General features: G+C 59.2%; 23 protein-coding genes. 19 read left to right on the forward strand and 4 right to left on the reverse strand.

The genetic code is table 11. From position 1 onward, the window contains the following. Positions 1-7 precede the first annotated feature (7 nt). Both O9K64_RS22280 and rnd read right to left on the reverse strand, forming a co-directional pair. Positions 8-223 carry a hypothetical protein gene (locus O9K64_RS22280; RefSeq protein ID WP_275100323.1) on the reverse strand — a complete coding sequence of 72 codons (216 nt, stop codon included), beginning with the start codon at positions 221-223 and terminating at the stop codon, positions 8-10. Positions 224-241: 18 nt separating this feature from the next. Further along, positions 242-1,405, reverse strand: a complete 1,164-nt coding sequence (gene rnd / locus O9K64_RS22285) for a ribonuclease D (RefSeq protein ID WP_275100324.1) — start codon at positions 1,403-1,405, stop codon at positions 242-244. A gap of 171 nt (positions 1,406-1,576) precedes the next feature. Here rnd and O9K64_RS22290 point away from each other — a divergent pair, with 171 nt between their 5' ends. Genes O9K64_RS22290 through O9K64_RS22300 form a run of 3 tightly spaced genes read left to right on the forward strand, consistent with a single transcriptional unit; the run spans position 1,577 to position 4,098 of the window. After that, positions 1,577-2,095: a hypothetical protein gene (locus O9K64_RS22290; protein ID WP_275100325.1), complete on the forward strand. Its 519-nt coding sequence runs from the start codon at positions 1,577-1,579 to the stop codon at positions 2,093-2,095. 1 nt (position 2,096) lies between these two features. Further along, on the forward strand, positions 2,097-3,473 hold the full coding sequence (mpl, locus tag O9K64_RS22295; protein WP_275100326.1) for a UDP-N-acetylmuramate:L-alanyl-gamma-D-glutamyl-meso-diaminopimelate ligase: 1,377 nt from the start codon (positions 2,097-2,099) through the stop codon (positions 3,471-3,473). A gap of 10 nt (positions 3,474-3,483) precedes the next feature. Continuing rightward, positions 3,484-4,098 carry a flavin prenyltransferase UbiX gene (locus tag O9K64_RS22300; RefSeq protein ID WP_275100327.1) on the forward strand — a complete coding sequence of 205 codons (615 nt, stop codon included), beginning with the start codon at positions 3,484-3,486 and terminating at the stop codon, positions 4,096-4,098. A 6-nt stretch (positions 4,099-4,104) separates the two neighbouring features. Here O9K64_RS22300 and O9K64_RS22305 read toward each other — a convergent pair whose 3' ends face one another. Beyond that, complete coding sequence (locus tag O9K64_RS22305; RefSeq protein WP_275100328.1) at positions 4,105-6,102, reverse strand: bifunctional DedA family/phosphatase PAP2 family protein; 1,998 nt, start codon at positions 6,100-6,102, stop codon at positions 4,105-4,107. A 254-nt stretch (positions 6,103-6,356) separates the two neighbouring features. After that, a complete protein-coding gene (locus tag O9K64_RS22310) occupies positions 6,357-6,491 on the reverse strand; it encodes a hypothetical protein (RefSeq protein ID WP_275100329.1) in 135 nt (44 codons plus the stop codon). Between the two features lie 144 nt (positions 6,492-6,635). Here O9K64_RS22310 and O9K64_RS22315 point away from each other — a divergent pair, with 144 nt between their 5' ends. The 16 genes from O9K64_RS22315 (at position 6,636) to O9K64_RS22395 (ending at position 21,822) form a co-directional block, all read left to right on the forward strand. Continuing rightward, complete coding sequence (locus tag O9K64_RS22315; protein ID WP_275100330.1) at positions 6,636-6,962, forward strand: DUF4389 domain-containing protein; 327 nt, start codon at positions 6,636-6,638, stop codon at positions 6,960-6,962. A 291-nt stretch (positions 6,963-7,253) separates the two neighbouring features. Continuing rightward, complete coding sequence (locus tag O9K64_RS22320) at positions 7,254-8,327, forward strand: helix-turn-helix domain-containing protein (protein WP_275100331.1); 1,074 nt, start codon at positions 7,254-7,256, stop codon at positions 8,325-8,327. Next, entirely contained in the window at positions 8,308-8,799 is a 492-nt protein-coding gene (locus O9K64_RS22325; RefSeq protein ID WP_275100332.1) for a PIN domain-containing protein, read from the forward strand. The genes O9K64_RS22320 and O9K64_RS22325 overlap by 20 nt, the downstream gene beginning before the upstream one ends. A 282-nt stretch (positions 8,800-9,081) precedes the next feature. Beyond that, entirely contained in the window at positions 9,082-10,245 is a 1,164-nt protein-coding gene (locus tag O9K64_RS22330) for a Fic family protein (RefSeq protein ID WP_275100333.1), read from the forward strand. A gap of 57 nt (positions 10,246-10,302) precedes the next feature. Further along, the gene (gene hsdR / locus O9K64_RS22335; RefSeq protein ID WP_275100334.1) at positions 10,303-12,684 is read left to right on the forward strand and encodes an EcoAI/FtnUII family type I restriction enzme subunit R; all 2,382 of its coding nucleotides are present in this window, start codon (positions 10,303-10,305) and stop codon (positions 12,682-12,684) included. Beyond that, the gene (locus tag O9K64_RS22340) at positions 12,681-13,088 is read left to right on the forward strand and encodes a hypothetical protein (RefSeq protein WP_275100335.1); all 408 of its coding nucleotides are present in this window, start codon (positions 12,681-12,683) and stop codon (positions 13,086-13,088) included. Before hsdR ends, O9K64_RS22340 begins: the two co-directional genes overlap by 4 nt. 107 nt (positions 13,089-13,195) lie before the next feature. Beyond that, the gene (locus O9K64_RS22345; protein ID WP_275100336.1) at positions 13,196-13,429 is read left to right on the forward strand and encodes a type II toxin-antitoxin system VapB family antitoxin; all 234 of its coding nucleotides are present in this window, start codon (positions 13,196-13,198) and stop codon (positions 13,427-13,429) included. Further along, complete coding sequence (vapC, locus tag O9K64_RS22350; RefSeq protein WP_275100337.1) at positions 13,429-13,821, forward strand: PIN domain nuclease; 393 nt, start codon at positions 13,429-13,431, stop codon at positions 13,819-13,821. The genes O9K64_RS22345 and vapC overlap by 1 nt, the downstream gene beginning before the upstream one ends. After that, positions 13,818-15,383 (forward strand): type I restriction-modification system subunit M, encoded by a 1,566-nt coding sequence (locus tag O9K64_RS22355; RefSeq protein WP_275100338.1) that lies wholly within the window; start codon positions 13,818-13,820, stop codon positions 15,381-15,383. Before vapC ends, O9K64_RS22355 begins: the two co-directional genes overlap by 4 nt. Continuing rightward, the gene (locus tag O9K64_RS22360; RefSeq protein WP_275100339.1) at positions 15,380-17,098 is read left to right on the forward strand and encodes a restriction endonuclease subunit S; all 1,719 of its coding nucleotides are present in this window, start codon (positions 15,380-15,382) and stop codon (positions 17,096-17,098) included. Before O9K64_RS22355 ends, O9K64_RS22360 begins: the two co-directional genes overlap by 4 nt. Positions 17,099-17,133: 35 nt before the next feature. Continuing rightward, positions 17,134-18,195, forward strand: coding sequence for a hypothetical protein (locus tag O9K64_RS22365; RefSeq protein ID WP_275100340.1), 1,062 nt, complete (start codon positions 17,134-17,136; stop codon positions 18,193-18,195). Positions 18,196-18,246: 51 nt separating this feature from the next. Then, positions 18,247-18,417 carry a RhuM family protein gene (gene rhuM, locus O9K64_RS22370; RefSeq protein WP_420493188.1) on the forward strand — a complete coding sequence of 57 codons (171 nt, stop codon included), beginning with the start codon at positions 18,247-18,249 and terminating at the stop codon, positions 18,415-18,417. Positions 18,418-18,485: 68 nt separating this feature from the next. Next, positions 18,486-19,373 (forward strand): glycerol kinase, encoded by an 888-nt coding sequence (locus O9K64_RS22375; protein ID WP_275100341.1) that lies wholly within the window; start codon positions 18,486-18,488, stop codon positions 19,371-19,373. Positions 19,374-19,490: 117 nt separating this feature from the next. Further along, positions 19,491-20,360: a nucleotidyltransferase family protein gene (locus O9K64_RS23705; RefSeq protein ID WP_335342343.1), complete on the forward strand. Its 870-nt coding sequence runs from the start codon at positions 19,491-19,493 to the stop codon at positions 20,358-20,360. Beyond that, positions 20,350-20,709, forward strand: coding sequence for a DUF86 domain-containing protein (locus O9K64_RS22390; protein ID WP_275100342.1), 360 nt, complete (start codon positions 20,350-20,352; stop codon positions 20,707-20,709). The genes O9K64_RS23705 and O9K64_RS22390 overlap by 11 nt, the downstream gene beginning before the upstream one ends. Positions 20,710-21,081: 372 nt before the next feature. Further along, positions 21,082-21,822 carry a DUF429 domain-containing protein gene (locus O9K64_RS22395; protein WP_275100343.1) on the forward strand — a complete coding sequence of 247 codons (741 nt, stop codon included), beginning with the start codon at positions 21,082-21,084 and terminating at the stop codon, positions 21,820-21,822. Positions 21,823-21,908: the final 86 nt, after the last annotated feature.

Below are 21,908 nucleotides of genomic sequence, written 5' to 3' on the forward strand. Positions count from 1 at the left end.
TTGCCCATCAATCCGCCACCTCCTCCAGCTGCTCACGGCGCAGCCGCTCCTGCTCGTCCAGGTAGCGGATCACCTCGCGGGTCTGGTGCATCAGCTCCCGCTGGGTGTCGAGCTGCCGCTCGATCGGGTCGACCGCCGGGGGCGGGGGCGGTTCCGAGCAGGCGCCAAGGGCGAGGCCGCTTAGGGCGGCCAGCCAGGTGGTGACGGCAAGCCGCCTACGCATAACGGCACACAGTCCTGGTCAGCCGGGCTGGTTTCGTGCCGACAGGATCAGCCGGCCCTGTTCCAACTCGGGCCAGCACTCGCCGTCGAGTATCTGCAACAGCCGGTTGCCGGCGATCACCCGGCGCCAGCCGTGCATTAGCTCCAGCTCCCGCTCGCCGCCGACCAGGGCCTCGATCTCCTTGCGCCCGGCCAGGGCGGCCGCGGTGATGTTGTTCTGCTCCGCCAGCAGCCGCAGGCAGCCGTGCAGCAGATCGGTCAGCGCCTCCTGGTTGGGGTCGAGGCGGATGGCGCGTCGCTTGTCCCGGGGCCACTGCTCCTTGGGCAACGCCCGGGCATCGGCGATCAGCTTCAGCAGCAGTTCGCCGCGCCGTTTGATGGTGCCCGGCTCCAGCCCGCGGATCTTCTCCAGCTGCGCCAACTCCCCGGGCTGGCGTCGGGCAAGATCCGCCAGCACCTCGTCCTTGAGTATCCAGCGCTTCGGCCGGTTGGCCTGCTGGGCCTCCTGTTCGCGCCAGGCGGCCAGTGCCTGGAGTACCGCCAGCTGCACGCCCTTCAACGGCTGCCGACCCTTGATCCGTTTCCACGCCGCCTGGGGCGGATTGCTGTAGGTGTCGGGATTGGTCAGCTGGTCGAAGTCATCCTGCAGCCAGCCCTCGCGTCCTTGTGCCTGCAGCTGCTGTTTCAGCTTGAGGTAGATTTCTCCCAGATAGATCACATCATCCAGGGCGTAGCGCAGCTGGGCCTCGTCCAGGGGGCGGCGTGACCAGTCGGTGCGCGAATGGCCCTTCTCCAGGGTATGGTTGAGCAGCTGCTCCACCAGGTTGCCGTAGCCGATCTGATCCCCCAGGCCCAGCAGGGAGGCGGCAAGCTGGGTATCGAACAGGGGCTTGGGGAGCCGGCCCCAGAGGTTGTGGAATATCTCCAGGTCCTGGCGACCGGCATGGAACACCTTGACGATGCGCTCGTCATAGAGCAGTTCCAGCAGCGGCCCCAGCTCCTGGATCTGCAACGGATCGACGCTGGCGGCGATCTCGCCGTTGCTGATCTGCAGCAGGCAGAACTGTGGATAGTAGGTCTTCTCCCGGACGAACTCGGTATCCAGGGCAAGCCAGGGACTGTCGGCCAGCTGTTGGCACAGCTCGATCAGTTGTTGTTCGGTTTGTATGTGGCGTTCGAGCATAGGGATGATTCGTCAGGTTAGGCAGTTATTGCGCAAAGTGTTGGATGGCAAGCATAACAAATCCGCGCCAGCTGTTTGTCTGTTTTCGACCAAAAGGTATGATGGGGCAGATTTTGTCCTGGCCGGATCGGGCCCGGGGCGGGGCCGCAACAACCGGGGAACAGGACGTCAGTGAAACGCTTAATCAATCTGTATGTGGATATCTGCCTGCTGCGCGCGGCACCCCAGGATCTGCCGGTGGCCTCGGTTCTGGTGACCCTGACCCTGCTGCTGAATCTGCTCACCGGTACCGTGGTCATTGTCGGCCACTTCAACAGCGTGGTGCCGGCGCTGCTGGCCCAGCTGATGGACCTGGCGTTGCTGGCGCTGCTGGTGCGGCTGGCATTGAACTATCAGCGTCGGGAGGGGCGATTCACCCAGGCGGTCAGCGCGCTGTTCGGCTGCGGGGTGCTGATCAATCTGGTGGCCATGCCGCTGCAGCTGATGATTGGCGACGATCCCCGGGTGTCGCCCCTGGGCGGGCTGGGCGTGCTGTTCTACGTGGTCCTGGTGATCTGGGGCATGGTGGTGGTGGCGCACATCCTGCGCCACACCTTCGAGGTCCGCTTCGGTAACGGTATGCTGCTATCCATTGGTTATTTCATGCTGATCAACTGGCTGGTACAACTGATTTTTCCAAGGAGTAGTTGAGATGCATATCCATATCCTCGGCATCTGCGGCACCTTCATGGGGGGGATTGCCCTGCTGGCGCGGGCGCTCGGCCACGAGGTGAGCGGCTCCGACGCCAACGTCTATCCGCCCATGAGCACCCAGTTGGAGGCGGCGGGTATCCGGCTGTGCGAGGGTTACGATCCCGCCCACCTGATGCCGGCCCCGGACTGCGTGGTGGTGGGCAACGCCCTCTCCCGCGGCAACCCGGCGGTGGAGTACCTGCTCGATGCGGGGTTGACCTACACCTCCGGCCCCCAGTGGCTGGCCGAGCAGGTGCTGCCGGATAAGTGGGTGCTGGCGGTGGCCGGGACCCACGGCAAGACCAGCACCGCCAGCCTGCTGGCCTGGATCCTGGAGTACGCCGGCATGGAGCCGGGCTTCCTGATTGGCGGCGTGCCGCTCAATTTCGGCGTTTCGGCGCGCATCGGCGGCACGCCCTTTTTCGTGGTGGAGGCGGACGAGTACGATACCGCTTTCTTCGACAAGCGTTCCAAGTTCGTGCACTACCACCCGCGCACCCTGATCCTCAACAACCTGGAGTTCGATCACGCCGATATCTTCGACGACATCGGCATGATCCAGCGCCAGTTTCATCACTTGGTGCGCACCGTACCGGGCAGCGGCCTGATCGTCGCGCCGCGCGGCGAGATCGCCATGGACGAGGTGCTGGAGATGGGCTGCTGGACGCCGCTGGAGTTTTTCTCCGCCCAGTCACTGATCGAGCAACCGGCCGATTGGGGCACCCTGCCGATCAGCGCCGACGGCAGCCGCTTCACCGTGCTGTTCGAGGGGATGCCGGTGGGCGACGTGGCGTGGGAGCTGACCGGCCGGCACAACGTCAGCAACGCCCTGGCGGCGATAGCGGCGGCCCGCCACGTGGGGGTGCCGCCCGCGGTGTCGATCGCGGCGCTGGCCGAATTCCGCAATGTGAAGCGGCGCATGGAACTGCGCGGCGAGGTGGCCGGGGTGCGGGTGTATGACGACTTCGCCCACCACCCGACGGCGATCGAAACCACCCTGCAGGGCCTGCGCGCCCAGGTGGGGGAAGCGCGCATTTTCGCCGTATTGGAGCCGCGCTCCAACACCATGCGCATGGGGGTGCACGCCGGACAGTTGCCGGACGCGCTGGTGACGGCCGACCGGGTGCTGGTCTACTCCCCCGAGTCCCTGGACTGGGATGCGGAAATGGTCTTCGCGCCCCTGGGCGGGCAGGCGCGGGTGTTCGATCAGGTCGAGGCCATTATCCGGACCCTGGCCGATGAAGTGGCCCCCGGCGACCAGGTGCTGATCATGAGCAACGGCGGGTTTGAGCAGATCCACCAGCGCCTGCTGGATGCCCTGGCGAGCAGGAACTAATCTTTACCCCATGACCAAGCAAACCACCAAGCCCATCGCCCTGGCCATTACCGGCGCCTCCGGGGCCCCCTATGCCCTGCGTCTGCTGGAGTGCCTGGTTCAGGCCGACCGGCAGGTCTACCTGATGGTCTCCAAGGCGGCCCAGGTGGTGATGCCGATGGAGACCGGGCTAACCATCCCCTCCCGTGTCGAGGAGGCGGAACGGCTGCTGAGCGAGCGTTACGGTGCGGCGGCCGGCCAGATCCGGGTGTTCGGGCGTGAGCAGTGGACCGCCCCGGTGGCCAGCGGCTCCAATCCCCCCGAGGCGATGGTGGTCTGTCCCTGCAGCACCGGCACCCTCTCGGCCATCGCCAGCGGCGCCAGCAACAACCTGATCGAACGGGCTGCCGATGTGGTGCTGAAGGAGCAGCGCAAGCTGATCCTGATGGTGCGGGAGACCCCGTACTCCCCCATCCACCTGGAGAACATGCTGAAACTCTCCCGCCTGGGGGTGGTGATCATGCCGGCCAGCCCCGGCTTCTATAACCGACCGGAGAGCGTGGCGGAGCTGGTGGACTTCATGGTGGCGCGGGTGTTGAGCCACCTCGGCATCGACAATCCGCTGAACCGGCCCTGGGGCGGATAGAGCCTCCTAGCGGGACGCGGGCGCCGCTTCCCTGATGTGCAATAGGGCGTCCCCATCCTTGAGCTGTCGGCTGTCGAGCGATTGCAGATCGCGCCGCAGCTGCCCCAGCGCCTGATCAAAGTTCGGGGCCGTCTGGGCATAGGTGAGAAAACCGAGCATCTTCACTTGTCGCTGCTCGCTGATATTGCCGATCCAGAGCGGCGTGCCGTTGCCGACAAGAAGGACATCGGTGGCCCAGAGCCGCAACACCAGTCGCCCATCCTGCGGCAGCGGCTTTTCCAATATCAGCGTCTCGTGTCGCCCATCATGCACCTGCGGCAACACCGGCAACGCCTGCAGCGGCTGTCCGGGGGAGAGCAGTCGTAGCCCGTCGGACCAGTCGAGGCGGGTGGCGGGTTGCCACCCGGCGGCATGCAGCTGCCGCCTCAGCCAGTCGATGGAGCCGGCATATTGCAGATTCAACGGATGCTCCTCTCGGTTCAGGAGATCGGCGCGGAATGCCGGCAGTGGCATGAGAGTCCCTTCCCACCAGGCGCCCTGGTCGACCTGCTGGATTGTCCGGGCCGGTTGGTAACGGGCCAGATTGCGCTCATGATGCAGCCCGGTTTCCACGCTGAACGCCGCGGTCGTCACCAGCAGGGAGACCAGCACCAGGCTGCGCCAGTGAGACTCCCGGGCCGCGTGGCGATGATAGGCAAGCCCCAGCAGGGCCACCCAGGCGACGCCCAGGGTGATGCTGCCGGACACATCGGAGAGCCAGTGCACCCCGAGATAGAGCCGCGAGCTGGCCACCGCCAGAATCAGCAGTCCGGCCAGGCTGTAGGGCAGCCAGCGCCAGCGATCGGACAACGGGCGCGCGATCAGGACCGCGAGAAAACCGTACAGCACCATGGCGCGCAGGACATGGCCGCTGGGGAAGGAGTAGGAGTCGGGCGGCTGCACCACGATATCCGGGCGCGGAATCTGCAGCCCCAGCTTCAGCAGGGGGGCGGCCAGGACACAGAACAGGATGGCGGCCAGCCAGTGGCTGGCGGTGCGGTAATGCCGGTTCCAGAACAGGTACAGCAGCACACCGCCGGCCAGGGAGAAGATGACCCCGACATCCGCCAGCCGGGTGAAATAGACCATCAGCTCATCGGCCAAGGGTGAACGCAGGCTCTGCAGCGTCTGCAATACCGTGAGGTCGATGCCGGTATGCAGGCCGCCGCCGGGCAGCAACCCGAGCAGCAGCACGAACAGGGCGGAGGCGATCACCAGCAGGGTGGCGAGGATCGACAGGCCGCGGGTCTCCGGGTGATTGGGGTCGGCCAGGGCGCTGGCGATCTCGCCCATAACCGGATGGGCCTCGCCCCACTCCAGCAGCCACTGCACCCAGCGGGTGGTGTAGGGATGCAGCAGCCGGAACAGCAAGCGGATCAGGTTGTACACCGCCCAGGCGAAAAACAGCAGCAGCAGGGCCAGGATCACCAGCCGCATTGTCACCTCGGAGGCCAGCTCCATGGAGGCACCGAAGACAATCCCCGGCAGCAGGTAGAGCGGCGCCCAGGCCAGGGCCGAGAGCACATTGACCAACCCGAAGCGCAACGCCGGCATATCCATCATCCCCGCGATCAGCGGGATTACCCCCCGGGTCGGGCCGAAGAAACGGCCCAGGACGACACTCTTGCCGCCATATTTCTCGAAGAAGTCGATGCCGCGCTGCAACGATTCAGGATGGCGGCTGAAGGGCCAGAACGTGGCCAGCCGCTCCCGGTAGTGGTGGCCGACCCAGAAGCTCAGCCCATCGCCCGTCACCGCCCCGGCCACCGCCCAGCCCATGGCCGGCCAGAAGGCGATCACCCCGCCGGCGATCAGCGCACCGATGCCGAACATGATCACCACCCCCGGCACAATCAGCCCGACAACGGCCAGGGATTCGGCCATGGCCACCAGAAAGATCACACTGTAGGACCAGCCCGGGTGGAGCGAAACCCACTCCAGGACCTGTTGAAAAAGATCAGTCATCGGCTTTCTTTGTTCTTTTAATGGTTCTATCCCAGTTAGTTGTTGGTGTTGATCAAGCCTGGTGAATCACCCCGTAGGAGCGCCTCTGGCGCGAAGGTTTTCGCGGCAAAGCTACAGGACAGGGGTCGGAGTCAAATTTGATCAAGCGAACGGGGCATTTCATACCACAATGTCCATCAAATTTGACTCCGACCCCTATGCGCGCCTCGCGATTAACACACTGTCAGATGAATCAAGAACTCAAATTTCGGAGTTCATTTCACAAAGCCAAAATCGCTGAATTCGTAGGGTGGATAAGCTTGCGCATCCACCGTCATCCCTGTAGGCGAAAATGGAACATACCCCGCCACGACGGCTAGTCTAACCCGATTTTCCAGTATGATCTTCATCCGGCCCAGCTACACCTGTCCGCCACCCCGCCGGAATGAACTGATGATGGAAAACAGGGACAATAGGCCATTGAATCGGGTAATGTGTCTGTCTGAAGAGACACCCGGATAAATCGTGAGACCCCTGTGGAAAGGAACAACAACATGAATCAAGAAATAAACCCGAAAACCGATCAGATCTGGATGCGCGGCCTCTACATGCTGCTCTTCGTACTGGTCCACAGCGTGGCCAAGGGAGTAGCCGTGGCCGTGGCGGTGATCCAGTTCATCCTGGTGTTGATCAACAAGGAGGCCAACCAGCCGCTGTGCAAGTTCGGCCAGGGCCTCAGCACCTACCTCTACGATATCACCCAGTTCCTGGTCTTCAATACCGAGCACAAGCCGTTCCCGTTCGACGACTGGCGAAACGCCCCGCCCCGGGAAGAGCCGTCCGAGCTGGATCAGGACATGGAGTATCAGGACGGGCAGTAGGTTGCCGGGAATCATCCAAGTGGGTTTGCCCTCGTTCCCACGCTCAGCGTTTCCCCCTCGTTCCCACGCTCAGCGTTTCCCCCTCGTTCCCACGCTCCGCGTTTCCCCCTCGTTCCCACGCTCCGCGTTTCCCCCTCGTTCCCACGCTCCGCGTTTCCCCCTCGTTCCCACGCTCCGCGTGGGAATGCATACGGAGGGTGGGATTGCAGTGCCATTGACGCAAATAGGTTTATATATTTTAATTAATGCTATAATTTATAAACCTTAGATGGATCTTCCCTGGAGTCCTTTATGTTTGCAGAACGCCTGATCCGTGCCCGCAAGGCCGCGGGCCTGTCCATGAGCGCGCTTGCCAGCGAGGTCGGTGTCTCGGCTAACGCCATCAAGAAATACGAGCATGGCGAAAACATGCCCTCCTCGACCAATCTGCTGAAACTGGCGAAGGCGTTGAATGTGCGTAGCGAGTACTTTTTCCGGCCGGTCAGGGTGGAGTTGAAGGGGGTGGAGTATCGAAAGCGGGCGAATACCCCGCAAAGGCTGATTGATCGCATCAATGGAGACGTGATGGAACAGGCCGAGCGCTGGGTTGAGCTGCTTGGGCTATTCCCGGATTCGGTTGTGCCTGTGCCGGGCTTCTCTCAACCTGGAGGGATGCCAGATAAAATCACTTCCCTGGAGGCCATTGAAGCTATTGCGGATCAGGTACGCTCGGAATGGTCGCTCGGGCTCAATCCGATTCCCGATATGATCGATACGCTGGAGTCAAATGGGGTGATGATTATCACCACAGCGGTAGAGTCGGATAAGAAATTCGATGGCCTGGCCGGTGCCATCGAAGGTGCGCCACTGGTGGTGATCTCGGCCCACCAGCCGGGGGACCGGCAACGCTTCACCCTGGCACACGAACTCGGCCACCTGGTACTGCAGGGCCGCCTGGCGCCCGGGATGGAAGAAGAGAAAGCCTGTAACCGCTTTGCCGGTGCGTTTCTGTTGCCGAAACAGGCCATTCTCCAACACTTGGGCACCAACCGGACCGCGTTGGAGCCGCAGGAGTTGCACCTGCTCAAGCACGAGTTTGGTATCAGCATGATGTCAATTCTGGTTCGCGCCGGTCAGTGTGGCGTGATTCGGGAGTCATTACAAAAGCGGTACTACTATCGTTTCGGTCAACTGGGTTGGCGCTCGCTGGAGCCGGGAGAACCCTATCCGAACGAACAGACCTACCTGTTCAGGCAGTTAGTGTATCGGGCGCTGGGTGAGGATTACATCGGCGAATCAAAGGCGGCAGAGTTGATGGGAGTGTCGCTTACCCATTTTCACAAGGAACGGAAACTGGGGGGCATGGGTGCAACTGCTGATCAGTGATGCCAATATCCTAATCGACATGGAAGAGGGGCGGCTCATCGCCCCGATGTTTAAGCTCCCGTACCAGTTTGTCATACCGGAAATCCTGTTTGCGGAAGAGTTGGAAGAGGCGCATCAGTATCTGCTGAAAGCAGGGCTGCAACTGGGAGAGCTGGATGCCGATGCGATGCGGGATGTCGCCGGGCTGACGCAGCGGTATAACCGAACCAGTCGATATGACTGCTTCGCCCTGGCGCTTGCCAGGGCCAGGGCCTGTCCGCCGTTAACCGGAGACAAGGCCTTGCGAAACGCGGCGGAGCAGGAGGCCGTGACTGTCAAGGGGACGCTCTGGCTGGTGGAAGAGATGGTGCGATGTGGACTGCTGACCATCGCCGAAGCCCGCTTTGCCTATGGCAGGATGAACGCCGCCGGCAGTCGACTGCCCTGGGACGTGGCAGAGGCGAGACTGAAAACCCTGGAAAAGGGACAATAGGGGAACCCTGACAGAATAGCCATAACCGCAAAGCGGAAGGTGCTCAATGAGCGATAACGATAAAAAGCGGCTCTCGGAAACCGACATCCGCAGCAAGTTCATCACTCCGGCCACCTCCGCGCCGGCCGGGATCTGCATACCCAGATCTGCGCGGAGGTGGTCCACCCGGGGCAAGGATCTAATGGCTGGGAAGAGCTCATCAAAAATACCTTGATTACTATTTCAGTTGATGCAACTATTTGAAATAGTAAAGCCGGCTGATTCAACCAATGAAATAGTGCGATGGAAAGGTCTCTCCAGGGAAAATACATCACCATCTCCACGGTCGGCGAGACCGTGGAGGCGTTTCTCCCCGCTCCCCTGCCGCCCGTGCCGGATATCGAATGGAGCAGTGAGCTGCGCCAGCAGTTTGAACGCGCCTACCTGGCATTGGGGCGGCTGGACAGTATCTCCGGTCTGCTGCCCGATGCCGGGCTTTTCCTCTATATGTATGTGCGTAAAGAGGCGGTCCTCTCCTCGATGATCGAGGGAACCCAGTCGTCGCTCTCCGATCTGCTGATGTATGAACTGGATCAACCCTCGGGCGTTCTGCTGGATGACGTCCAGGAGGTCAGCAACTATGTGGCTGCCCTGACTCACGGCCTGCGGCGCCTGGAAGAGGGGTTCCCTATCTCGGTTCGTCTGCTGAAGGAACTGCACCAGATTCTATTAAGCAGCGGCCGGGGCAGCAGCAAGCAACCGGGGGTATTGCGCCAGAGCCAGAACTGGATCGGAGGCAGCCGTCCGGGGAATGCTGCGTTTGTGCCGCCACCGGCAAAAGAGCTTCCCGATGCGCTCTCCGATCTGGAAAGGTTTATTCATGATGAGAATCAGGTGACACCGGTAGTGCTGAAGGCGGCGCTGGCGCATCTCCAGTTTGAAACCCTGCATCCCTTTCTGGATGGCAATGGCCGTCTGGGGCGATTGCTGATTACATTGATACTGGTTGACCAGAAGATTCTGCAACAGCCGTTGCTCTATCTTAGCCTCTACTTCAAGTCGCATCGGCAGGAGTACTACAGGCTGCTCAACCAGATACGGCTGACCGGTGACTGGGAGCGCTGGTTGGCATTTTTTGCCACGGCTGTCGAGGAGACGGCCAATGCGGCCGTAACAACGGCACGTGCATTGATGCAACTGTCGGCTGCGGATGCCGAAACGCTGCATACACAGCAACGCCAGTCGGGTACCCTGTCCAGAATGCATCAGGCGCTGCTGAAACGCCCCATCGTCACCGCCGCCTGGCTGCAAAAACAGACCGGCATGGCCCCGGCAACCATACAGTCCGGCCTGCAGAAACTGGAACAACTTGGGATAGTTCAGGAACTCACGGGTAAACAGCGGGACCGGGTATACGCCTATAAAAACTACATTGCCATCCTTGATCAAGGCAATGAGCTGCCCTGAGCATCCGATGAAGTTGTCGGGAGCAGCGAGCTATAACCGCACAGCGGAAGGTGCTCAATGAGCGATAACGATAAAAAGCGGCTCTCGGAAACCGACATCCGCAGCAAGTTCATCACTCCGGCCATTACCCGCGCCGGCTGGGACTTGCAGACCCAAATCCGCGAGGAGGTGGCCATCACCCGGGGCAAGATCCTGGTGCGCGGTCGTAAGCACAAGCGGGGCAAGCCCCGTTACGCCGATTACATCCTCTACCACAAGCCCAACATCCCGATTGCCGTGATCGAGGCCAAGGACAACAGCCATGCCCTGGGCGACGGCATGCAGCAGGCGCTCGCCTATAGTGAGATGCACGGCGACCTGCCGTTTGTCTTCAGCTCCAATGGGGATGGCTTCCTGTTTCATGACCGTAGTGTCACGCAAGGCACTATCGAGTCCGAACTGACCCTGGATCAATTTCCCGGACCCGAAGTACTGTGGCGGCGCTACTGCGCCCACAAGGGATTGACTGAACAGCCAGCCCGGGAGCTGGTTGCCCAGGAGTACCATCTGGACGGTAGCGGCAAAGCCCCCCGTTACTACCAGCTCAACGCCATCAACCGCACCGTCGAGGCGATCGCCCGGGGTCAGCAGCGCATCCTGCTGGTGATGGCCACCGGCACCGGCAAGACCTATACCGCGTTCCAGATTATCTGGCGGCTGTGGAAGTCCGGCGCCCGCAAGCGCATCCTGTTCCTGGCCGACCGCAATATCCTGGTGGACCAGACCAAGAGCAACGACTTCAAACCGTTCGGCTCCGCCATGACCAAGATCCAGAAGCGCCAGGCCGACAAGTCCTACGAGATATACCTCTCCCTCTACCAGGCAGTAACCGGCACCGAAGAGTCTCAGAACATCTACAAGCAGTTCTCGCCCGATTTTTTCGATCTGGTGGTGATCGACGAGTGTCACCGCGGCAGCGCCGCCGAGGCCTCCGCCTGGCACGAGATCCTCGACTACTTCGCCTCCGCCACCCACATCGGCATGACCGCCACGCCCAAGGAGACCCGGGATGTCTCCAACATCCACTACTTCGGGGAACCGGTCTACAGCTACACCCTCAGGCAGGGCATCGAGGATGGCTTCCTGGCCCCCTATAAAGTGGTGCGCATGGAGCTGGACAAGGACTTGTTCGGCTACCGGCCGGAGAAGGGCAAGGTCGACAAGTACGGCCAGGAGGTGGAGGACCGTATCTACAATCAAAAGGATTTCGACAGGAACCTGATCCTGGGACAGCGCACCCAGCTGGTGGCCCGACAGATTACCCGTTTCCTCAAGGGCACCAACCGCTTCGACAAGAGTATCGTCTTCTGTGAGAACATCGATCACGCCGAGCGCATGCGCCAGGCGCTGGTGAACGAGAACGCCGACCTGGTTAAAGATAACGCCAAGTACATCATGCGCATTACCGGCGATGAGCAGGAGGGCAAGGCGGAGCTGGATAACTTCATCGATCCCCAGAGCCGCTACCCGGTGATCGCCTGCACCTCCAAGCTGATGAGCACCGGCGTCGACGCCCAGACTTGCAAGCTGATCGTGCTTGACCAGAGCATCAGGTCGATGACCGAGTTCAAGCAGATTGTCGGTCGCGGCACCCGCATCAACGAGGCCTACGGCAAGTTCTACTTCACCATCATCGACTTCAAGAAGGCCACAGAGCTGTTCGCCGATCCCGACTTCGACGGCGAGCCGGTGCAGATCTACACCCCCGGCATCGAGGATGATCCGGTGCCGCCGGAGGACTTCGATGAAGAGACCTCCGGGGCCGGGGAGGTAGCCGGGGTCGAGGATGATCCCGGCGAGTGGGTGACCGATGACGGGGGAGTACGAGAGGCGCGGCCGCGCTATGTCATCAACGACGTCCCGGTGCAAGTGATCGCCGAGCGGGTCCAGTACCTGGACGCCAACGGACGGCTGATCACCGAGTCGCTGCGCGATTACACCCGCCGCAACGTGAAACAGCTCTACGGCTCCCTGGACCAGTTCCTGCAGAGTTGGACAGGGGCTGACAAGAAAAAGCGGATTCTCGAAGAACTGGAGCAGCAGGGCGTCCTCTGGGAAGCGCTGCAGGAGGAGGTGGGCAGGGCGCTCGACCCCTTCGACCTGATCTGCCACATCGCCTTCGGCCAGCCGCCGTTGACGCGCAGGGAGCGGGCCAATAGAGTGCGCAAGCGCGACTACTTCACCCGGTACGGGGAGCAGGCCCGCCTGGTACTGGATGCCCTGCTCGACAAATACGCCGACCAGGGGATCGAGAACCTGGAGGAGAACAGCGTACTGCGGGTGCCGCCGCTGGACCGCTTCGGCACACCGATGGAGATCGTGCGCCTGTTCGGTGGCAAGTCGGGTTATCAGACGGCGATCCGGGAACTGGAGGCGGCTATCTACCAGGTGGAACAATGAGCGGGCTGCGGCCACCCCCTCCCCAGCGTCTCGATATCGAGCTGGGCAGTTTCGGTGTAGACGGCTTCCACCTGGAGTACCGGGATGGTCAACTCCGCTACGGCCGGGGGGGCGGCTACTACCGTGAGTACGAAACCGTGGCGCCGCCCAGCGAGCCGCAATTGCTAGCGTTTCGTAATGCCCTGGAGGCGCTGGATGTCTGGCACTGGCAGCGCAGTTACGACAACATAGCCGTCCTCGACGGCACCCAGTGGGAGGTCACCATCAACTGGGGCCGGAAACGGGTCAGCAGTCACGGCAGCAACGCCTACCCAAGGCAATTTGGAGCCTTCCTGGACGCTGTCAGGGCACTGATCCACCCGCACCCGTTTTATGACTTGAATAGCTTTAATGAAGCACCGTAAATGCCACCGACAACCAGCCGGGGCATGATGCCGATATTCACGAAATGGCGTTTGAGCTATACACATAATTTAATATAATATGTGTATCGACCCATGGGAGAACCGGAATGAGAGCAGATAGTGACACCACCCGCACCAATATCGTCCTCGATACCCACCTTGTTGAGGCGGGATTGAGCCTCACCGGCCTCAAGACCCGGCGCGAACTGGTCGACCTCGCCCTGCGCGAGCTGGTGCGCCACCAGCAGCAGAAGAAGCTGCTCGCCCTCAAGGGCAGGATCGACTGGGAGGGCGATCTGGAGGCGATGCGCACCGATATTGCCGAGGATGACAACACCTGATGCTGGTCGACACCAGTGTCTGGATCGACCTCTTTGCCGGTCGTGACACCCCCCGGGTAAAACACCTGGAGCAGGCGATTCTCGACGGCGCCGACATCGCCCTGTGCGGCATTATCCTTACCGAGATCCTGCAGGGCATCCGAGACGATAAGCAGCACCGACAGGTACGCCAGCATCTCAAGCCGTTGCTGATGCTGCCGATGGAGGAGGAGACCTTCGTGCTCGCCGCCGAGCTGTTTCGCGAACTGCGCAAGCGCGGCCTCACCATCCGCAAGACTAACGACTGCATCATCGCCGCCACCGCCATTGCCCACGGCATCCCGCTGCTGCACAACGACCGCGACTTCGAAACCCTGGCCCAACACACCAAACTGGAAACCATCGCTGTATGAGCATTACCTCTGTTATCAAATCCATTCAGGACATCATGCGCAAGGATGCGGGCGTCGACGGCGACGCCCAGCGCATCGGCCAGATCGGCTGGATGCTGTTTCTCAAGATCTTCGACGACCAGGAAACGGAACTGGAACTCACCTACGACGACTACCGCTCCCCCATCCCGGAGCACCTGCGCTGGCGTAACTGGGCCGCCGACGCCGAGGGGATCACCGGCGACGCACTGCTCGACTTCATCAACGACGACCTGTTCCGCAAGCTCAAGACCCTCACCAGCCACACCGGCGACAACCCGCGCGGTTTCGTGGTGCAGGGCGTGTTTGAGGATGCCTACAACTACATGAAGAACGGCACCCTCATCCGCCAGGTGATTAATAAGCTCAATGAGATCGACTTCAACCGCAGCGCCGACCGCCACACCTTCAACGACATCTACGAGAAGATCCTCAAGGACCTGCAGAGCGCCGGCAACGCCGGTGAGTTCTACACCCCACGCGCCGTTACCCAGTTCATGGTCGACATGACCGACCCCAAGCTCGGCGAGACCATTCTCGATCCTGCCTGCGGTACCGGTGGTTTCCTCGCCTGCGCCATCGAGCATGTGCGCAACCACTACGTCAAAAGCGTCGAGGACCGGGATCAGTTGCAGCAGGCGATTAACGGCGTCGAGAAGAAACAGCTCCCGCACCTGCTCTGCACCACCAACATGCTGCTGCACGGCATCGAGGTGCCCAACAAGGTGGTGCACGACAACTCCCTTACCCGTCCCCTGCGTGACTACGGACCGCAGGACGAGGTAGACGTGATTGTCACCAATCCCCCCTTCGGCGGCATGGAGGAGGATGGTATCGAGAAAAACTTCGGCAGCTTCAGCACCCGGGAGACCGCCGACCTCTTCATGGTCCTGATCATGCGCCGCCTCAAGCCCGGCGGCCGCGCCGCCGTGGTGCTGCCCGACGGCTTTCTGTTCGGTGAGGGCACCAAGACCCGCATCAAGCAGAAGTTGCTGGAGGAGTGCAACCTGCACACCATCGTGCGTCTGCCCAACGGCGTCTTCAACCCCTACACCGGTATCAAGACCAACCTGCTCTTCTTCACCCGGGGCGAACCGACCCAAGAGATCTGGTACTACGAACACCCCTATCCGGCAACCTACAAGTCCTACTCCAAGACCAGACCGATGCACATCGAGGAGTTTGAGATCGAAAAGGATTGGTGGGAAAAGCGCGAGGAGAGCGAACAGGCCTGGCGGGTCGACATCGACACCCTCAAGGCCAACAACTACAACCTGGATATCAAGAACCCCCACAACGCCGACGAAGGCCCCGGCGACCCCGATGAACTGCTGGCCCAGTACCGGAATTTGCAGGCCAGCATCGCCGGTATTCAGGAACAACTCAAGACACAGCTCGCCCAAGCCCTTGATCGGAACGATGCTCCCCAGCAGGATGCCACCGCCCTCTCTTCTCTCCCAAGGGGAGAGGACCGGGGTGGTGAGAAAAGCCGTGTAGCCACCAAAGCCAAGACGACAAAGCGCGCCAAAGGAAAGGTCGCATGACCAACGAACAGTTCCTCCAACAGTTCGGCCACTTTATCGATGCGCCCAACGGCATTAAGAAGCTGCGGGAGTTGATCTTGCAGTTGGCTGTGCGGGGTAAACTGCTGCATCAAGATCCCAATCACGAACCAGCCAATGAACTGCTGAAGAGAATACGCGCTGAGCAAAATCGACTTATGACTCAAGGCAGAATTAAGAAGGCAAAACATCTGCTTGAGATTAGCAAGGAGGAAATACCTTTTGATCTTCCGCAAGGTTGGGAATGGGTGCGTTTGGGATCGCTTATGGAGATGTTTAATGGACGGGCGTTCAAACAGTCGGAGTGGGCAGATGCAGGTTTACCAATAATTCGAATCCAGAATCTCAATAATTATTCAGCTCCATTTAACTATTTCGCTGGCAATATTGAAGAGCGGCACAGGGTGCGCCCAGGAGATTTCCTCATAAGCTGGTCTGGTACTCCTGGCACATCGTTCGGTGCCTTCATTTGGCGAAAAGGACAGGGCGCACTAAATCAGCACATAAATAAGTGTGTAATATTCGGGTCAGAAATTGACAGAGACTATTTGAAACTATCTGTAAATAGCTGCATGGGTCATTTGATTTCACGAGCTCAAGGGGGGGTAGGTCTCAAACATGTAACCAAACGCACTTTGGAGAATATTGTTTTTGGGTTGCCTCCACTCAAAGAGCAACACCGCATAGTAGCTAAGGTCGACCAGCTGATGGCCCTCTGCGACCAACTGGAGGCCGAGCGCAACGCCCGCGAAGCGACTTACCAGCGCCTCATCCGCGCCTTTCACCACCCGCTCACCGCGGTCGGTAGCGACAACAACCACAACGGCATCGACGGCCTCCCCGCCTGGCACCGCATCCGCGACAACTTCGCCGACCTCTACACCACCCTCGAATCGGTCCAAGCCCTGCGCCAGACCATCCTTCAGCTTGCGGTGCAGGGGAAGTTGGTGGGGCAAGTAGTAGGAGATGGCGATGTTAATACTCTGCTTACAAGAATTAAAAAAGAGCAAGATGAGCATGTACGCATGGGCAGTACAAAATATTACAAATATACAAAGGAAGACCCAGAGGAACTTGGCCTTCCATCGATTCCTGAACACTGGATATGGACATATTTGGCTGAGCTGCTAATTTTTGGACCTCGAAACGGCTATTCGCCAAAATCTGTTGATTACAAAACTGGTGTTAAGTCGTTAACTCTGACAGCCATCACACGCGGCACCTTTGATCCTGAACAGTTCAAGTATTTGGATATTGACCTGGAGGCTGATTCGTACCTGTGGTTGCGCGCTGGAGATATCTTAATGCAACGTGCAAACTCGATGGAATATGTTGGTGTAAGTGCAATATTTAACGGAAATGAGGGTGAGTTCATATATCCTGATTTGATTATGAAAATGCGCCCATCCAACGAATTAAGCGCAAAGTACTTGAAATTGGTTCTTTCCTCTGTGTATGTACGCGGGTATATGCGGGAAAGAACTACTGGCACATCGGGAAGCATGCCAAAGATAAATCAGCAAGTAGTAAATTCTATTCCGGTTCCCTTACCACCTCTGGCTGAACAAAACCGCATCGTAGCCAAGGTCGACGAACTGATGACCCTCTGCGACCAACTGGAAGCCAATATCCGCAACAAAAGCGACATCGCCGCCCGCTACGCGGAGGCCATTGTTCAGCAGATCGCGGCGGCTTAAACCTAGTCATATGCCCATCACCCGGGAGCACACTGATGGCGATTTATGAAATATCCAGGGACCGTTTCGAGCGAATCCCTGAGACCGATTTTCTCAGCGAAGGCATCAAGGAGCGAAGTGATCTGCAGCGGATTCTGCGTGATCAGGTGGATGTCCTGTCACCCAACACCCTTGTGATCTCGGAGGAGTTCGGCGAGTGGGAAGACAGCCGGCGGCGCATCGACCTGCTTGGGCTGGATAAACAGGCCAACCTGGTCGTCATAGAGCTCAAGCGGACGGAGGATGGCGGCCATATGGAACTGCAGGCTGTGCGCTACGCGGCAATGGTATCCACGCTCACCTTCGACAAGGTGGTCGAGATATTCGGTCGTTTTCTCAACAAGCTGGGCAAGGATGACGATCCGGAAGCGTTGATCCTGGACTTTCTGGATTGGGATCAGCCCATCGAGGATGAATTTGCCCAGGACGTAAGAATTATACTGGCCTCCAAGGAGTTCTCCAGGGAATTGACCACGGCCGTGATATGGCTCAATGCCAGGGGGCTGGACATTCGCTGCATACGCATGAAGCCGTATAGGGATCAGGGCAAGGTACTGGTGGATATTCAGACGGTCATTCCCCTCCCGGAGGCGGAGGATTACCAAGTGCGGATTCGGGAAAAGCAGCAAAAGGAGCGGATCTCGCGTACCGACTCCAGGGATCTGACCAAGTATGTGGTCACCATAGACGGTAAAGAGTCCATCCCGCTCGCCAAACGGCGCGCCATCTTTGCCATTGTCAGCCACCTCTGCGCGAACGGCACGACACCGACCGAAATCCACAAGGTGCTTTCATGGCGCGGTAACGGCCTGTGGCGAGTGGTAGAGGATAAAGTCGACGCGCACACCTTCAAGCAGCGGGCAGCGGAAGCGGCGGAATCGGGTGGCCCGGCGTTCGAGCCTCGCCGTTGGTTCGCCGAAGATGACCAGTTAATCCATGCCGAGGGCAACACCTACGCATTCACCAAGATGTGGGGGATTCGCACGGAAGAGGCCATGCGCGAGTTGCTAGATCGGTTTGATGGGGATGACATTACTTTTTCCCCGGCCAATGAGTAATGGCAACGGATTTTTAGTCGAGAACAGGAACTTGTATCGTCGGAAGCAACAATCCGGAAATTCCGGAGAGTTCTTCAGGAAGGCCGTCGGCAGGTACGGCGTGACATAGATCATTACAATCTCGATACGGTGATTTCTGTAGGGTGCCGGGTGAATTCGAAAAATGACACCCAATTCCGCAGTTGCAGAATCGGCGCGCGGCCAAATAGAAACCGTGATTGAGCTGATCATGAACATGCTGGCGAGTGAAGTTAATGATGTATAGCAAAAATTGACAGGATAAAACCGGAATGGAAGACACCAAATATCTCTCCACCACAAAACTCTCCCAGAAGCTCGCAATACCCACAAAGCAGCTTTTTGGCCGGCTTCAGGAGCTGGGCTATATTAACCGGAAGGATGAAGTGTGGGTGCTTAATCAATCCGGTATGGATGCGGGTGGGAAATACAAGGTCAGTGAAAAGCTGGGCAAGTATATTGTTTGGCCTGAGACATTCCAGCTTGAGCAGGCCACGCCGAGTGGCATGTTGACCGCCACCACCCTGGGGCAGAAGTTCGAACTTTCCGCGCGACGCATCAACCAGATTCTCTCCGAACACGGTTGGATTAAACGGCATGTGAAAGGCTGGCTGGTTACCCCGATGGGTCAGCGTGTGGGTGGCGAACAGCGGGAGGATAACAAATCGGGTATCCCGTTCGTGTTGTGGCCTCCCGCGGTTGCCGCTAATCCGTCGCTGAAAAACACCATCGAAGAGTTGAAAGGGGACACCAAGGAGGCCAAAGAATTCCCGGTCAATGCGCCCTCAGCGGACAAGTCTTCCGGCTTCCGCGACAAAATGAAACCGAAGCTGCGCACCGCGGATGGTCATTTTGTCCGCTCGCGAGCGGAAATGCTGATCGATAACTGGTTGTATACAGCCGAGATTGTCCATGCCTATGAACGCCGTCTGCCGATCGAGGAGGGGGTGTACTGCGACTTTTATCTCCCGGCCGGCAAAGTCTATATCGAGTTCTGGGGTATGGAGAGCGATGCGAAATACTGCGAAAGAAAAAAGCAGAAGATCGCAACCTATGAGCAGTACGGTTTCAGTCTGATCGAGCTGAATGACCAGGATATCAGTAACCTGGATGATGTGTTGCCACGCCTACTACTGAAGCATGGGATTACGACCTATTAGGTTTGTGGGAATTTCTGGAGTCTGCGCCGTTTTTCGAAACAAAGGTTTGTTGTCCTCTTGATTTTACTCCCCTCGCTGCTATTCTTTATTCGCGAATAGCGAATAAAGAATAGCTGGATGAACCTGAAGCCACAAGACATTTTGTTTTTACTGAAGCTCGTTGCTATAGGTGAAAACCATTGGTCATTCAATAAGTTGGCTACCGAGCTGGGAATGAGCGCGGCAGAAGTTCATGCGGCGGCGAAGCGCTCGCTTGCTGCACGGCTCGCCGGTAAGGATGCCGGTAAAATCTCCGTGAATATCAAAAACCTGGAAGATTTCTTGCTGCACGGCATAGCGTATGTGTTTGTCCCGGAACGTGGGGAGCTTACCTACGGGATACCCACCGCACAGGCGGCTGCGCCTTTGGCTTCCATGGTTGTGCCGGATAATGAACCCCCACCTGTCTGGCCGGACCCTGAAGGCGGGGTGCGGGGTGAGTCTTTTTCGCCCTTATATAAGTCCGTCCCCGTTGCGGCGAAGAATGATCCCAAGTTGTATGAGTTGCTGGCGTTGGTGGATGCCATTCGCGGTGGGCGCGCACGTGAGCTTGAGCTCGCCAGGAAAACATTGAAACAGCGCCTGGCAGTGGCGGCGAGACAACGGGAGAAACCCATGATCAATGACAAGGATCGACTGGAGATCGGTGGTGTGCTGGTGATTTCGCGTGCCGGCTTACGCAAGCTGGCACAGCGCTATCATATTCGCCGGCTGGTGTTGTTCGGTTCGGCGGCGCGGGGCGAACTCCGGCCGGATAGCGACATCGATCTGCTGGTGGAGTTTGAAAACGGTACGGCGCCTTCTTTGGGTGGCATGGTAGGTATTCAAGATGCCTTATCCAAGTTGTTTGATGGGCGCAAGATAGACGTGGCGACAACCGCAATCCTGAAGAACCCCTATCGTCAACGCGCCATCGAAAAGGAGATGGAAGAACTCTATGCGGCCTGAGGATCGAGATCCCGCCCATCTATGGGACATGCTGCAAGCAGCCAGGGAAGTGGAGACGATGCTGGCGCAGCATGATCTGGCGGCGTTTCTGGACGATCTTGTATTGCTGCGGGCCATCGAACGCAGTGTTGAAATTATGGGTGAGGCGGCGCGCCGGGTTTCGTCAACTTATCAGAGCGCTCATCCTGAAATTCCCTGGCGCGAGATTATCGGTCAACGCAATATACTGGCGCATGAATATGGGCAGATTGATCACGCTTTGTTGTATAAAACCGCGACGGAGGATATCCCTGCATTGATCAGCCAGATCGAGGTGCTATTGCCGCCCCTGGATGATACAGAATCCTGAATCTGATTTTGCGTGTGAGAAAATATAGCTGATTAGAAAGAGAGGTCAGCCAAGTTCCGTCATTCCCGCGAAGGCGGGAATCCAGGGTTTGCCGGCGCCTCGGGTTGCGGTTGGGTTCCTGATTCTGCGGGAATGACTGGTGCTGATGCTCCGGTCCGACAGGCGTAGCTGACGTTCATTGCTAATCAGGAAAATATAACCTCATTTGAATACCCATTTAACTCAGGCAATGGTGGATGCGCCTACCGGCTTATCCACCCTACGAGACTACCCGATGTAGGAACGGCGCGCCCGCTGCGATATCCGACCCGGTGGCGGGCCTCCTACAGTTATGTCTGACATTCCGGTTGTTTTTGGGAGACACTGGAATACATGAACATGACCACCTGCATCATCGGCATCGACTGTGCCACCGACCCGAAACGGGTCGGCCTGGCGCGTGGCCGGGTGACGGCCGACGGCTTGGTGGTGGATCGGCTGGGTAAGGTGGCGAAGGGGGAGCCGGTGGCGGATCGGGTGGTCGACTGGATAGCCGATGAACCCCGGGTGTTGCTGGCGATGGACGCGCCGCTGGGCTGGCCGGCTGCCCTAGGGGATGCCCTGGCTGTGCACAATGCCGGTGATTTTCTCCCGGCAGAACCCAACCTTCTGTTCCGGCGTGAGACCGACCGTTTCACCCACCGCCAGATAGGCAAGCTGCCGCTGGACGTGGGGGCGGATCGCATCGCCCGCACCGCCCATGCGGCGCTGACACTGCTGCATGAGATCAGTGAGCGACGGCAGTGCGCCGTTCCGCTTGCCTGGGCGCCTGAATTCCCAGGCCCGCTGGCGGCTATCGAGGTCTACCCGGCGGCCGTTCTCAAAACCTCGGGGATGGTGTTTCAGGGCTATAAAGGCGCCTCGCAGACGGCGCAACGGGTGGGGATCGCCGCCCTGTTGCGGCGGCGGATGACGTTTGCAACCGATACCGTGATCCTGCTGTCCGATGATGATGTGCTGGATGCGGCAGTCTGCGTGCTGGCGGGTTATCATTTCCTGCAGGGTTTGTGCATCCCGCCGACGGATTCGGATCTGGCCCGTCGGGAGGGATGGATCTGGTTTCGGGGTGGTTGAGCCATGAGCCGAACCGGTAGGAGGCCCACCCCGGGCCGAATATCGCGGCGGGGCGCCGCGCCTACAGTGATATTATTTATGAATTT

Origin of the sequence: Sedimenticola hydrogenitrophicus (assembly GCF_029017505.1) — a bacterium.
GTDB classification, from domain to species: Bacteria; Pseudomonadota; Gammaproteobacteria; order Chromatiales; family Chromatiaceae; genus Sedimenticola; species Sedimenticola hydrogenitrophicus_A.

What these genes read in the sequence shown, in the direction of transcription:
- O9K64_RS22280 (WP_275100323.1), bottom strand. Translation starts at nt 223, where the DNA reads ATGCGTAGGCGGCTTGCCGTCACCACCTGGCTGGCCGCCCTAAGCGGC.
- rnd (WP_275100324.1), bottom strand. Translation starts at nt 1,405, where the DNA reads ATGCTCGAACGCCACATACAAACCGAACAACAACTGATCGAGCTGTGC.
- mpl (WP_275100326.1), top strand. Translation starts at nt 2,097, where the DNA reads ATGCATATCCATATCCTCGGCATCTGCGGCACCTTCATGGGGGGGATT.
- O9K64_RS22300 (WP_275100327.1), top strand. Translation starts at nt 3,484, where the DNA reads ATGACCAAGCAAACCACCAAGCCCATCGCCCTGGCCATTACCGGCGCC.
- O9K64_RS22305 (WP_275100328.1), bottom strand. Translation starts at nt 6,102, where the DNA reads ATGACTGATCTTTTTCAACAGGTCCTGGAGTGGGTTTCGCTCCACCCG.
- O9K64_RS22310 (WP_275100329.1), bottom strand. Translation starts at nt 6,491, where the DNA reads ATGAAGATCATACTGGAAAATCGGGTTAGACTAGCCGTCGTGGCGGGG.
- O9K64_RS22315 (WP_275100330.1), top strand. Translation starts at nt 6,636, where the DNA reads ATGAATCAAGAAATAAACCCGAAAACCGATCAGATCTGGATGCGCGGC.
- O9K64_RS22320 (WP_275100331.1), top strand. Translation starts at nt 7,254, where the DNA reads ATGTTTGCAGAACGCCTGATCCGTGCCCGCAAGGCCGCGGGCCTGTCC.
- O9K64_RS22330 (WP_275100333.1), top strand. Translation starts at nt 9,082, where the DNA reads ATGGAAAGGTCTCTCCAGGGAAAATACATCACCATCTCCACGGTCGGC.
- hsdR (WP_275100334.1), top strand. Translation starts at nt 10,303, where the DNA reads ATGAGCGATAACGATAAAAAGCGGCTCTCGGAAACCGACATCCGCAGC.
- O9K64_RS22340 (WP_275100335.1), top strand. Translation starts at nt 12,681, where the DNA reads ATGAGCGGGCTGCGGCCACCCCCTCCCCAGCGTCTCGATATCGAGCTG.
- O9K64_RS22345 (WP_275100336.1), top strand. Translation starts at nt 13,196, where the DNA reads ATGAGAGCAGATAGTGACACCACCCGCACCAATATCGTCCTCGATACC.
- vapC (WP_275100337.1), top strand. Translation starts at nt 13,429, where the DNA reads ATGCTGGTCGACACCAGTGTCTGGATCGACCTCTTTGCCGGTCGTGAC.
- O9K64_RS22355 (WP_275100338.1), top strand. Translation starts at nt 13,818, where the DNA reads ATGAGCATTACCTCTGTTATCAAATCCATTCAGGACATCATGCGCAAG.
- O9K64_RS22360 (WP_275100339.1), top strand. Translation starts at nt 15,380, where the DNA reads ATGACCAACGAACAGTTCCTCCAACAGTTCGGCCACTTTATCGATGCG.
- O9K64_RS22365 (WP_275100340.1), top strand. Translation starts at nt 17,134, where the DNA reads ATGGCGATTTATGAAATATCCAGGGACCGTTTCGAGCGAATCCCTGAG.
- O9K64_RS22375 (WP_275100341.1), top strand. Translation starts at nt 18,486, where the DNA reads ATGGAAGACACCAAATATCTCTCCACCACAAAACTCTCCCAGAAGCTC.
- O9K64_RS23705 (WP_335342343.1), top strand. Translation starts at nt 19,491, where the DNA reads ATGAACCTGAAGCCACAAGACATTTTGTTTTTACTGAAGCTCGTTGCT.
- O9K64_RS22390 (WP_275100342.1), top strand. Translation starts at nt 20,350, where the DNA reads ATGCGGCCTGAGGATCGAGATCCCGCCCATCTATGGGACATGCTGCAA.
- O9K64_RS22395 (WP_275100343.1), top strand. Translation starts at nt 21,082, where the DNA reads ATGAACATGACCACCTGCATCATCGGCATCGACTGTGCCACCGACCCG.